Origin of the sequence: Citrobacter sp. Ca225, from assembly GCF_030337175.1 — a bacterium.
Classification (GTDB): Bacteria; Pseudomonadota; Gammaproteobacteria; order Enterobacterales; family Enterobacteriaceae; genus Citrobacter_A; species Citrobacter_A amalonaticus.
Map to the genome: position 1 here is coordinate 287,405 of NZ_JAOWCD010000103.1, position 12,116 is coordinate 299,520.

The 12,116-nt window shown below is 48.5% G+C and carries 8 protein-coding genes; 2 read left to right on the forward strand and 6 right to left on the reverse strand.

The genetic code is table 11. The features are described from left to right. Nucleotides 1-52: 52 nt before the first annotated feature. Nucleotides 53-1,483, forward strand: coding sequence for an aspartate ammonia-lyase (locus OGW13_RS25210; protein ID WP_287116617.1), 1,431 nt, complete (start codon nt 53-55; stop codon nt 1,481-1,483). A gap of 111 nt (nt 1,484-1,594) precedes the next feature. Further along, a complete protein-coding gene (locus tag OGW13_RS25215) occupies nt 1,595-2,893 on the forward strand; it encodes an anaerobic C4-dicarboxylate transporter (protein ID WP_042999416.1) in 1,299 nt (432 codons plus the stop codon). 150 nt (nt 2,894-3,043) lie between these two features. On the opposite strand, the gene OGW13_RS25220 is transcribed toward OGW13_RS25215, so the two are convergent. The 6 genes from OGW13_RS25220 to OGW13_RS25245 form a co-directional block, all read right to left on the reverse strand. Continuing rightward, entirely contained in the window at nt 3,044-4,057 is a 1,014-nt protein-coding gene (locus OGW13_RS25220; RefSeq protein ID WP_044254094.1) for a fimbrial protein, read from the reverse strand. A gap of 12 nt (nt 4,058-4,069) precedes the next feature. Continuing rightward, nucleotides 4,070-6,517, reverse strand: coding sequence for a fimbria/pilus outer membrane usher protein (locus OGW13_RS25225; protein ID WP_287116618.1), 2,448 nt, complete (start codon nt 6,515-6,517; stop codon nt 4,070-4,072). A 65-nt stretch (nt 6,518-6,582) separates the two neighbouring features. Then, the gene (locus tag OGW13_RS25230; protein WP_042999414.1) at nt 6,583-7,260 is read right to left on the reverse strand and encodes a fimbrial biogenesis chaperone; all 678 of its coding nucleotides are present in this window, start codon (nt 7,258-7,260) and stop codon (nt 6,583-6,585) included. A 44-nt stretch (nt 7,261-7,304) separates the two neighbouring features. Beyond that, a complete protein-coding gene (locus OGW13_RS25235) occupies nt 7,305-7,823 on the reverse strand; it encodes a fimbrial protein (protein WP_042999413.1) in 519 nt (172 codons plus the stop codon). Between the two features lie 116 nt (nt 7,824-7,939). Beyond that, on the reverse strand, nt 7,940-8,464 hold the full coding sequence (locus OGW13_RS25240) for a helix-turn-helix transcriptional regulator (protein ID WP_044254092.1): 525 nt from the start codon (nt 8,462-8,464) through the stop codon (nt 7,940-7,942). Between the two features lie 460 nt (nt 8,465-8,924). Further along, complete coding sequence (locus OGW13_RS25245) at nt 8,925-12,065, reverse strand: transporter substrate-binding domain-containing protein (RefSeq protein WP_287116633.1); 3,141 nt, start codon at nt 12,063-12,065, stop codon at nt 8,925-8,927. Nucleotides 12,066-12,116 lie beyond the last annotated feature (51 nt).

Below are 12,116 nucleotides of genomic sequence, written 5' to 3' on the forward strand. Positions count from 1 at the left end.
CTGCCAGCCAATTAAGGTAGCGATACACCTTAATACAGGAAGAGACATAACGATGCGTGAAGAAAAGGATCTATTAGGAACGTTAATGGTGCCGGAGGAAGCCTACTACGGTATTCAAACGCAACGGGCGGTACTGAATTTTTCAGTTTCGGGGAAAACGGCTGGGGACATTCCGCATTTCCTGTGGTCAATCGCCGCGATAAAACAAGCGGCTGCTCAGGCCAACGCGCAAATTGGCGCGTTGGATCAGCAGAAAGCCGCCGTCATCGTGACGGCGTCGCAGGAGGTGATGAACGGCGATTTTGACGCCCATTTCCCGATTGATATTTTTCAGGGCGGCGGCGGCACCTCGACCAATATGAACATGAATGAAGTGGTGGCTAACCGCGCGAATGAACTGCTCACCGGCGTACGGGGATATGATGCGATTCACCCAAATACGCACGTTAATATGGGACAGTCGACCAACGACGTCATTCCTGCGGCGATGAAAATGACCAGTCGCATGAATATCAAGCATTTGCTGGTGCAACTGGAAAAACTGGAAGCCGTACTGGCGGATAAAAGCCGTGAGTTTGCCGACAAAGTGAAATTAGGCCGCACCTGCTTACAGGATGCGGTGCCAATGACGTTTGGCCAACAGTTTGGCGCCTATCGCACACAGGTCAACCGGCTTAGGGAAAAACTGGCCGAGGTCAACGAGGAGGCGCTGTATTTACCCCTGGGAGCGACGGCGATTGGTACGGGGTTGTCCACCCATGAGGGATATCTTCCGGCGGTGTATCAATGGCTGAAGACCCTCACTGGCGAGCAATATCGCCCGGAAGCGGATTTTTTCGATGGTCTGCAACACGGTGACTTCTATATTGAATTCTCCGCACAGCTCAAGAAAATCGCCGCCTTTCTCTCTAAAATGGCGACCGATTTTCGTATTCAGGGTTCAGGGCCGCGCGCCGGTTTTAATGAAATTATTGTCCCTGCCGTGCAACCGGGTTCGTCCATCATGCCGGGCAAAATTAACCCGGTCATGCCCGAACTGATGAATCAAATTGCGTATCAGGTTATCGGTAATGACGTCACGGTAACCATGGCGGTTGAGGGCGGCGAGCTTGACCTGAACGTGTGGGAACCGGTGTTGCTAAAGGCGCTCTTCGAATCCTGCTCGTTACTGAGCCGGGGGATACCGCTGTTCATCGATAAATGTCTGAAAGATATCGCGATAAATGAAGAAGTGAGTGCTCGCTACGCAGAGGAAAGTACGGCGCTGGCCACCGTCGTGGCAACCCTGTTTGGCTATCAGGTGGGATCGCGAATTGCAAAAACCGCGTATCAACAGCAGTGCAGCGTAAAGCAGGTCGTGCTGGCAGAAAAACTGCTGACACCGGAACAGGCGGATTATCTGCTTGATCCGATGAATATGACCGATCCGCAAAAGAGTACGGCAGCGATTAAACGTTATCAAACAGAAATGAATATGTCGTAATCATCTGTTATCGAGAAATAAGCGTTAACTGCAGGTAATGAATATTCCCTATTCATTACCTCGCCCTCTCGTTGCCGATAAATAAAATATAACAAAGAGCAGGTTAATTATATGGTGATATTACATGTCGTTTTATTACTGGGAACCATCATGCTTGCCGCCCGCTGGGGCGGAATTGGCGTCGGGTTTGCCGGCGGGATCGGATTAGCGATTTCGGTATTTATTTTTGGCGTTCCGGCAGGTTCTCCACCTGTCGACGTGATGCTGATTATTCTGTCTACCATTGTGGCGCTCTCAGCCATGCAACAGGCCGGCGGAATGGATTATCTCGTCACCCTGACCGAAAAATTACTGCGCCATAATCCCGGCTATCTTAATATTCTTGCCCCCACCGTAACGTTTATTCTGACGGTACTGTCCGGTACTGGTTATACCGCCATGTCGGTGATGAACGTGATTCAGGAAGTGGCGAAAGACAACGGTATCCGACCCAGCCAGCCGTTAAGCTCTGCGGTTGTGGCTTCGCAACTCGGGATTACCGCCTCCCCGATCTCTGCCGCCACGGCGATTATGTACGGCACCGTTGAGGTGATGGGCGTGAGCTTCGGCGACGCAATGCTGATTATCCTGCCCACCGCGTTATTTGCCATGCTGATCGCGGCGTTCATTGCCAGCAGACAAGGTGCCAAACTGGCCGACGATCCTGTGTGTCAAAAAATCATGCAGGAAAATAAAATTGTGCTGAATAAACAGGCCAGCCGCCCTATTCCCGCCAGAGCAAAATCCTCGGTTGCCATATTTCTGGTGGGAGTGGTCTTCGTGGTCTGTATGTTGCTGTTTAAATCCCTGATTGGGCATACCATTAATTCCCGCGACTTAATCATTATTACGATGTTTGTCGTGTCCACGATCATTATTTTCACCTGCAAGCTGGACATGAAAGAGCTGAAGAACTCACCGATATTTAAATCCGGCGCGGAATCACTGGTGGTGGTATTAGGGATTGTCTGGCTGAGCAGCACGCTGATCGGTGCCCATATCGATGAGATTAAAATGGAAGCCAGCGACATATTACGCGCCTGGCCGTTCTTACTGGCGGCGGTATTTTTCTGTACCAGCGCCATGCTGTTTAGCCAGGGGGCAACCAGCGCATTGCTGATGCCTATCGCCGCCTCCATCGGAATTAGCCCGGAGGCAATATTAGCCAGTTTTGTCGCGGTCAGCGCACTTTATATCACGAATATTTACCCGACAACCGCGTTTGCGATAGCCACTGATGATACGGGTTCATTTCTCAGTTCGCGCTGGAATGGCTCAAAGATCGTTAATCACCCCTTCTTCCTGCCGGGATGTTTATCGATTATCTTCTCGGTACCATTTGGCTTTTTACTGGCACAGATGATTTTGTAATGGCGAAGACAGAACAGACCTGCCGTTGGCGGCTTTCTCTATCCCCCACGACATCACCAACGTAGCCGCATTAAATATGTCGTGATGAACAGCAGAACAGGTTGAGGTTAATCTGTTCTGCTATTCATCCATATGTTAGTTATTCGGCAACTACTGGTATGTCATCGTAAAAGACAGTACGCCATTAGCCGTCCCTGTGGTGATGTGATCGCCCGTCTGGTAGTAACGCGCCTTAAGCGGGACCGTGAAACCGCCCCCTGTGCTCGATGTCCCAGCCGCCACATCGGAGCCCAACCTCATTGGCTGGTTGTTATAAAGCAGTTGGATCCCGACCCCTGTGGCGGCGTTACTCCCGCTGGTCGTATTGATGACGCCTTTCGTTGCGTCATTAATATCGCCTTCCATCCTGACGCTGACGGCGGTTCCGGCATTGCAGGTCATCGGCAAATTGAATGACTGGGTATATGTCTCTCCCGGCGTCGTTCCTTTGCCATTAAAGGCGTTTTTATCAACCTCTTTCATATCGACAGGGATGGATGCCGTGGTCAGTTTGCAGGCTGGCGTGGTCACCGTGAACGCATTGATATTGACTGCGGCTTCTGGGGATTGCCAGAGCAGCGAGTTATTCAGCAATATCAACGACCCCACCATTCTTGCCGATATCGTACCAGAACCGGTCTCCGTCGCCGTTTTATAAAATGTCACCGTGACCGAACCATTCAATCCGGGACTTATCATTCCCGTGGTATTTTGACAAAGCCTGGCGGTGTTAATATCGCCCCGAATCGTATTCGCCCCCGTTACGGCGGCATTCCCTCCGGCACACTTTGCCGTCGAGCCGGAAATCGCATAGCCAATACCGTCAACGTTGGTTTTATAGACCCGTACCCCATTGACCATCGAATCGAAGGTACCTATCGCCTTTACGCCAAATGTTTGATTGGAAATAACCCCGTCCGCTGAATCAAAACAACTGAACGCATTCACTGTCGGCGTCATCATCTGCGTACCAATAACGGCCCCCACCGGCAGATCCCTGGAGATAGTGATATTCTGCGGCGATAAGGTTGTTGATGGCGTGACCGTCGAACAATCCCACGCCAGCGTAGTCCGTGAAAACAGTCCCAGAGCTACCCACAATAAACTCACTATAATTCGATTCATCTTACTCTCCACTTACCTGCACTCCGCGGTGACGTTATGCGTTTTGTCAGAAGCCTGCGCAATCTGATAATGTGCCAGACAACTTTCCCCAGCCCAGTTCACCACCACGGAGCCTTTTTCCGGTGCGCCGCTAAACCAGACTCGCTGACGATCGTCAACAATCCCTTCTGGTGTATTGTCGCGATGGTTAATTGTGGCCGTCGCCCCAAACGGAATCGTTTTGCCCGTCAATTGCAGCAGGATTCGGTAGCCGGTAACGGTCGGGAAATCGGCCAGGGTCAGCGCGCCTTTTGTTGGTACGACGGTCTGCGTGTCATTCAACACATCCGTATTGTTGTTCAACCTGTCGGTATTTAGCGTCAGACTGTTCTGTCGATATGGCGCAACGTACGGCACAACGGCAAAACCTTTACTGTCTGTGTAAATGCCGCTGTTATTCGCCACTTTCACATCAGCGGCATTCTCGGCCTTCACCAACGCCATTGTCTCGCCAAGAGGTTGAGTCGCGGAGACGCCATACGGATGAACCACCAGTCCCCCCATTGCGCCAACCGAGACCTGACGATTATCGCGAGAGTAGTTATAACCAAGCTGATATTCACCATGCCGGCCCTTATAATTCGCCGACGCACTGCCCGTCACATCTGCACCCTTACTGTTGTATCCCTGCTGTACGTTCCAGTTCAGATTGTTGTCTTCCAGCGCGGTACCGGACAGCCCAACCTGTGAAGTGGCGTCGCCTTTTTTATTCGCGTTTGCCGATAGCGTCATCCAACTGTTTGGCAAGAAACGTGAGAACGGAATCTGCATCGTAAAAGAGACGATATGATCGTTGTCGTTGTGCCAGGGACCACGGGAATAGCTATAGTTCAGGCCATAATTAATATTGTTAATACTGGTGTTGTAACCCAGACTGACGTTACGCTCGGTATCACCGCCCCAATAGTCCTGGTGCCAGGCCGAAAGGTTGATATTCCCGAAATCGCCAAGCTGCTGGTTCAATGTCACCTGTGCCTTACTGCGTTTGTTACGCTGATAACGCCAGTCATTGCCTTCCAGAACGTTATCGCTCGCCATCCGGTATTTATTGACATCACCATTCGCTTCCTGAAAATCATGAAAGCCGGAAGAGGAATACCGATATCCCATCAGACTCAGCGAGGTGCCCGTTGATGAAAAATCTTTGGCATACTGCGCGCGAAGCGAGATACCACTTTCCGTTTTGCCTGGCATCTGCGTATGAGCAAAGGTAGTGTCAAAAGAGAACGAACCGAAATCGCCCAATCCTTTGCCGATACCAATAGCCCCGGCCTGGTAATCTCTCGACGCCAGCGTGCCGCCATATATTGTGGTGTCCCACGGCAACCCGTAGCTCATTGTGGTCTGAAGAAAATCCGGTTCTTTATCTGTACTGTTTGATGCACGATATTTTCCCACTGCCAGAGCATATTTAAACTGGCCCTCACGCTGCATGATCGGCACAGCCGAAAATGGCTGAATAAACTGATGCACCGAACCATCTGCCTCACGCACCACCACGGTAAGATCACCGCTGGCAGCAGTAGGATAGAGATCATCAATCACAAACGGGCCTGGCGGAACATAAGACTGCCAGATAATATTCCCGCCCTGACGAATGGTGACTTGTGCGTTACTTTGCGCAATGCCACGGACTACAGGCGCAAACCCCCGAACGCTTTCCGGCAACATGGTGTCATCCGAATAAATTTGCGCGCCACGGAAGTGAACACTGTCGAATACACCAGACTGCGTATAGCCATCCCCCATACTGAACTGGCTTTTCAGCACTTTAATATCACGCTCCAGTGACGTGCTGAGGGTATTCCAGCGCCCGTCCCCTTCGTTATTGTTATATGTCGAGTAATTACGCAACCGCCAGGGACCGACGTTAATCCCACTACGCAGGTTTAGATAGCTGTCATTACGCGAATCTCCCTTGCCATGGCTGTTGGCAGCAGAGAAGTTATAATTCAGGAACAGCATATTCAATCCATCGTCCCACTGTTCCGGTGCAACGGAGCCGCGTGGATCGCGCTGCATATATTCTTGTGGCACCGAAATATCCAGACGCATCCCATCAAACTGAAAATTGAGTTGGCTCCCGGGGAGTAACGCACCAATATTATCGATGGTCGCGGAATCCTCCATACTCATCCAGTCAGGCTGTGCGTTACGCTTCACACCCCATTTTACGAAATCGGCGTAGGTTAAGGATGGTGCCAATTCACTCTCTTTACCCAGAAAGCTGATATCACGAGATTCAATATAATTTCCGTTCAGATAGACATCAACGTGATAAATACCGGGAACCTGTCCGTCAGTTTTGCTGAAACGGGAGATATCAATATCACGTGGAATATTCCCTCGGGTTTCAATGAGATCGGGTGAAAAATAATCCTCAGCCAACACGGTTGATGCTTGTGTAAACAGATAGACCATGACTGATAATTTCGTTAACGTTGCAAAACCTGAAACCGTATTGAGCTGGAGCATAAGCATTTAACCTACATTTTAACTTTTTGTTCAGTCGTGACGCCTCCAAAATCATTAATCGCACGCCACGATACGTCACCGCCGTTTATCCCCGATAGGGGTAGCGTGACGGTTTGAAATGGTAATACCATTGGAGGCTTAGTGATCGTCTTGCCGTTCACCTTTATTTCATTGAGCGACACGCTATAAGGCGTTGGATTATTTACAGTTAATTTCCCACCCTCACGTGAAAAAATTAACTGCTGGTATGCCAATGACGGATCGCCTTTTAACCCGGTGGGACGATAAAACAGCTTCATTTTGCTTTTTACCGCGATCAACAATTCATTTTTCGCATCCGGTGAGGATGAGGGAATCGCTTTGATATTCAGCCAGTAAACGCTTTCTCTGTCGGTTGGTAAGTTATTTTCAGCCAACATGACGCGAACAGAGTTCTGCGCATTTGGATTTAATTTAAACAAAGGTGGTGTAGTAGTGAATTCGCTACCACTCTCATCACCATTTTCACTTTTACTCACCCATGACTGAATTAAATACGGTTTATTGTCCGGATTTTTAACACTGATTGCAGCCTGACTGGCATTACCATTATAAATAAGACGAGTACCGCCTATTTCAACACCACTAATTGCCGCTGTTGAGATAAATATCATCCCTATAGCAACCGTGTTATATAATTGCTGAAACATGAGAATTCCTGCTTAATTACTCAGGGCCACGAGTGGCCCTGCTTTTACTGATAAGTTACGGTGAAAGAGGTTGACGACTTGGCCGACCCTGCTCCGACAACGCCTGTGGCCATATATTTCGCGAAATAGGTCAACGTATTGTCGATGTCTTCCTGCAATGCCACGCTAGCCGAAGAAGTACCGACCGGGATCAATGTCGCGCTGTCCTGTTCATAAATAGCGACGCCAACATTTGTCGCAGTCTGACCTGTGGTCAACGCCAGAATCGAAGGGTTAGTCGTATTGGTGGTACCGTCAAATCGAACACTGGCGCTGGTTACACTTGCCGGACAGGATTTCAGCACAATGTTGAAGCGCTTAGCGGCAGCTGTTGCACCACTTCCACCAGAAAATGCCGCCGTTGAAACGGTTCCAAGCTCAACGGGTTGTGAAATCGCGGAAGGATCCACCACACACGCCGTTCCCGTAATGGTTCCGTTAAAGTTAATTACGCCATCGGCTGCATATGTCGCCTGTAGAGCAGACAGCGATAAAATCGCAGAAATCAGTGCTAATTTTTTCATATCGTAAAATCCTGATAGTTAAGTTAATATTTAATTAAAAGCGTTGATGTTAAAAACAATTATTTCTGCACTCACCTCCTCTGCATATTCTCGTTTCCCGACATTAACGCAACAATTTATGTAAGGTCAGGCTCATGAACACAGGGTTTGCACATTCTTATTCGCGCGATATTTCGATACAGAGATACACGATTACCGAGTTGAAGTTTAAATATCAGACTGCGACGGTGTGCATAGAATGTCTTCATCGACATGCCCAATAACTCACCAATCTCATTCGCCTCCATTCCTTTTTGTATACAATCAAGAACTTCACTTTCCCGGAATGAAAGCGTGTATTTCACCCGATAAGCATACCTGGAGTCATTGACAAACAGGCATGAGAGGATTTCATTTATCCGGCGTCTCTTATCAATGAAAGTTATATCTCTCAAATGGCATAACGCGTAGTAGTCGAGATCATTGGTGATAAATGCAATGATCTTCCTGCCAGGAAACAAATACTCTGTACTCCGTTGAAGGAGCGACTCATCGACATCGACTATAGTGTAATTTTCATCAATTAACTCCGGCGTTAACAACGCACTTATGCCGACAATAAAAAAATAATCATCAGAAAAAACGGAGTCTGACAATTTCATAGAACTTCCCTTTTCGACACTTCCTGCTTGCTGTTTTAACGTCTGTAAGTCGCCACATGTTTCGCTGTAAAATTTACAGAAAATAATTCAGCATGACATCACAAAAGTCGTGGATTTCGTAAGAAAACATAAAAACGATCGTTTCTACTAACTTTTTACTTTCAAAAGAACAACGATCCACACCTGGCTATTTTTATCAAAACAAAAACCCAGAATATGCAACAAAAAACAGAATTAAACACTAGCTATATGGATAGGTTTAGTTTAATGATTCAGGCAAGTTTGATAGTTGAAACTTGTAATAAACCAAAACATGGATTTTTCTTAGGAAATATACCAGGTTTAATTAACTAATTTTATTCTGTTGGAACAGGGCTTATTTTACCTGGTTAACACAGGAGCAACATCAGCGGTGCCTTATTATTCTGTCAGGCACCACCTACACGTGTAGGAAGGGAAATTAAGGTGTGAATTTCTCGATTGCCTGCTCCAGCTCGTCCAGTAGTGTCTGGATATACTCAAGCTCAGCAGGCAGTTCGGTGACAGTCATTGCGTCCGGGAGTTTATCCTCCAGAGACTGTGAAGCCTTCATTAGAGTCTCAACCCCCAATAACTGAGCAGTCCCGTTAATGCGATGAATATGATGTTTAACCAGACGATAATCACCAGACTCACTGGCGTTATAAGCCGCCGTTAAATCACAGCGATTTTCTTCCTGCGCATCTTTTAATGCGCGAAGCATCAATGCCCGATTCCCTTGCGCCAGCATCGCCAGTCTTTCGAGATCAAATGCCGTGTCGTGGGTATCACTGACGCCGGAGAGTAAATGAGAGAGTTGTGACAACGTGATGGGTTTGAAAAGACAAGCATTCATGCCCGCCGACAGACAACGTTCGCGCTCGTGCTCCTGCGCCGTTGCCGTGAGCCCCCAGATGACAAGCGTCGTATTACTTTTTCTGACCTGGCGGGCAAGCTCAATACCATCCATAACCGGCATATTGAGATCGGTAATCAACAAGTCATAATTTCCTTGCTGAAGATAATGCAATGCAATCTCGCCATTGTCGGCTTCATCAGCGATGATACCCAGCGTCATAAGCTGACGTTTCAAAAGTAATCGGCTGAAAGGAAGGTCATCCGCGATTAATACCCGGAGTGTTGTTCCTTGCAATACTGGCAGAGGCGCGTCAACGTCCGCAACGGTAGGCGTGATATCAAACGACGTCTGGACTGGCAGGCTCAACGTAACGGTCGTCCCCCGATTCACCTCACTTTGCAGTTCGATTGTCCCTCCCATTTGCCTCATTAATCCCCGACTAATGGCTAATCCGAGCCCCGAACCGCGGTGATGTTCTCCCGCTATTCCCTGGCTAAAGGCGGTGAATAAACGACGTTGTTCTTCTTCGCTCATTCCCGGCCCAGAATCACGCACCGAGATCACCAGCGTTTGCTCATGCTTGACCGCAAAAATTCGCACATCACCACGTTCGGTAAATTTCACCGCGTTACCGATAATATTGGTGAGAACCTGCCCCAGTAATTGGGGATCCAGTCGCATCGCCTCGCGTGCCTCTAAACGAGAATCGTAACGTAGCGCGATCCCTTTTTGCGCCGCCAGCGCGCTGAATAATGCAATGTTGTCTTGTATCAGGCTGTCCGGATATTTCCACTGGGGAACGGTCTCTAATAAGCCCGATTCGATCTTCTCCAGATCGAGGATCTCGCCAATAAGTTTTAATAACGAACGTGAGGCCTGGGCCGCCTGGTCCACTGATGCTTTATCTTCCGGGCTAAACTTCGCAGGAGAAAATTGCAGGAGTTCAAGAAATCCCATAATGGCACTTACCGGGGTTCGTATCTCATGGCTCATGTGAGAAAGAAATTCCCGCTTCTCTTCATTGGCCCTGAGAGCCCGGTTTCGTTCCTCTTGCAGTAAGCGTTGAGAACGTTTTCTGATACGAACTTCCCGCACCAGATAGACTGCCCATAACAAGGTGCTGAGTACCAGTAACGACGCTAAGGTAGCCACCAGATAAAAAGGCCTGTTATATAATTCCCAGGTATCTATTTTGACATCCGGCAGACGAATCCATTTACTGACGATCTGCAGGACCTCTTTTTGCGGAATATCATCTAACGCTTTATCCAGAATTTGCCGTAACTCCGGCTCAGAGCGGGGCACCGCGAAACTGATTGCCGCGGGTTCTTCTCCGGTAAGCGGTATCCAGGAAAGCTGATCGGGATAGTAATGCTCGCTCAGATAACGCGCGGTCAGCTGATTCGAAATGGCGGCATCCACTTTTCCTGTTGCGACCAGATTCAATGCCACGCTGGAATTTTCCACCTCTTCCCACACAATGCCTGAATATTTCGCCTTCAGTGTGGCCAGTAAAGTGTGATCGGCGCTGATTGCAACATGGTTACCGGGCCGCAGCGCATGCTCTTTACTTTCCTCTTTTCTGATCACGGCCACGAACTGTGTGGTGATAAATGGATGCGTAAAAGAGAGATAATCTTCTCGGCTGAGATCATAGGTAGCTGCCTGCACAATATGCCAGTTACCTTTCTTCATCTCTGCGATCATCTCTTTATTCGATTTGACGACCACCGTCTCAAACTGAATACCCGTTTGTAAGCCAATCAAATTAAGGATATCGCCAACAATACCCCGCGTTTGCTGGCTTCCATCAACCATCGTGTAAGGGGCAAACCAGGGATTGATAATCACACGGAGTGTTTTGTGATTATTTAACCACTGCTTTTCGCGTGGCGTCAGGTCCAGAGGTTCAATCAGGAAGGAGAGATTGCCTTTATCAATCATCGACTGGGCAATTTGCCCATGGATGTTTTCATCAATTGCGCTAAGGGTATTGTTCACAATTTCCCGCAGCCGTTGCTGTGCGGGCAAAAATAAAAAGTAGCTCTTTCTCTGTGGCGCAGGCCAATACTTCACCGTTGTCAGCGCAAGACTGAACTCCTGGGAAAGCCAGGTGCTGGTCGTGAGTGAATCGCCGAAAAACCAGGCATTGCGCCCATTATTAACAGAATTCAGCGCTTCCTGGTAACTGCCATAGTTATCGATCTCGGCATCGGGAAAGGACTGGCGGATAAAATCGACATCTGGATAGTGATTAACAATCGCTACCCCCGTACGTTGTGCGCTCTGCAATGGCGCCATAACGTTGCCAAGAGAGGTGACTAAATTGGGCCAGGAATGAATCAGTGGCAGAGAAACCTGAACACTTGCTTCACGCCAGGATTGACTCTCCAGCCCGGTCAATACCATATCGACCTCTCCCTTTTTTAACGCCTCAACAGCGTCAGCCTGATCCGGATACGCCATCACACTTATTCGTGTATTAAGGGAATGTTGAATCAATGCCAGATAATCAGCATTCATTCCCCGATAACGTCCAGTCAGCGTTGTCATAACAAGCGGCGGCTGAACGGGCTCATAAACGGCGACTCTGAGACTTTTTTTCTGCTGCAACCAGCGTTTGTCATCCTCACTCAAATAAACCGGTACAGGCGATATATAATTGAATCCTGATAGTTCCAGCTCAACGGGAAGTCTTAGGGAAGGTGCGAATAAGCAGGTCATTTCTTCCCAAGCTGACTCGCTGATTAAAATTTCGCGGATCTGGGCCGATTT

What these genes read in the sequence shown, in the direction of transcription:
- OGW13_RS25230 (WP_042999414.1), bottom strand. Translation starts at nt 7,260, where the DNA reads ATGTTTCAGCAATTATATAACACGGTTGCTATAGGGATGATATTTATC.
- OGW13_RS25235 (WP_042999413.1), bottom strand. Translation starts at nt 7,823, where the DNA reads ATGAAAAAATTAGCACTGATTTCTGCGATTTTATCGCTGTCTGCTCTA.
- OGW13_RS25225 (WP_287116618.1), bottom strand. Translation starts at nt 6,517, where the DNA reads ATGGTCTATCTGTTTACACAAGCATCAACCGTGTTGGCTGAGGATTAT.
- OGW13_RS25210 (WP_287116617.1), top strand. Translation starts at nt 53, where the DNA reads ATGCGTGAAGAAAAGGATCTATTAGGAACGTTAATGGTGCCGGAGGAA.
- OGW13_RS25240 (WP_044254092.1), bottom strand. Translation starts at nt 8,464, where the DNA reads ATGAAATTGTCAGACTCCGTTTTTTCTGATGATTATTTTTTTATTGTC.
- OGW13_RS25215 (WP_042999416.1), top strand. Translation starts at nt 1,595, where the DNA reads ATGGTGATATTACATGTCGTTTTATTACTGGGAACCATCATGCTTGCC.
- OGW13_RS25245 (WP_287116633.1), bottom strand. Translation starts at nt 12,065, where the DNA reads ATGACCTGCTTATTCGCACCTTCCCTAAGACTTCCCGTTGAGCTGGAA.
- OGW13_RS25220 (WP_044254094.1), bottom strand. Translation starts at nt 4,057, where the DNA reads ATGAATCGAATTATAGTGAGTTTATTGTGGGTAGCTCTGGGACTGTTT.